The 485-nt window shown below is 30.1% G+C and carries 1 protein-coding gene; it reads right to left on the minus strand.

From position 1 onward, the window contains the following. Positions 1-427, minus strand: a 427-nt coding sequence (locus KI369_RS28680; protein ID WP_498033627.1) for an MCP four helix bundle domain-containing protein, incomplete at its 3' end; no start/stop codon positions are given. Positions 428-485: the final 58 nt, after the last annotated feature.

A 485-nucleotide genomic window follows, 5' to 3' on the forward strand; every position in this document is an offset into this window, starting at 1 on the left:
CTTCTTTATACCAATCTCTATCTGTTGGATTATATCCATCAGACATTTGGATAAATGGTTCTCTTATAAACTTTCCCGTCTGCGTTCCAATATAAATGCCTTCTACTTCTGGATGAAGTTTTATATATTGCGCTAACTTCGTTCTTACTATTTCTTCTTGCCCGTTTGGATATGTATCCTCTGTTAAGATGTCTGCAAAGTATGCTGCATCAACAAATTTCTCTTCTATATTTTGAGAAATAACAGTATTTAAAATCGAAATGTTTTCCTTTGCTTTACCTGTGATTTGTTGTTCAAAATTTGTTTTGGCAGTTTGATATGAAACACCACCGATAATAAGTCCTGGTATAGTTAAAATAAGAAAAAATGAAATGATTAATTTTTTCTTGATACTCATACATTTAACCCAGTTAAATATTTTTTGCATAATAAGCCTCCTTTATGTAATGTGAATACTTGTGTAATTTTATACAAGTGACATATAT

The sequence above is a fragment of the Bacillus sanguinis genome (assembly GCF_018332475.1).
Lineage (GTDB): Bacteria > Bacillota > Bacilli > Bacillales > Bacillaceae_G > Bacillus_A > Bacillus_A sanguinis.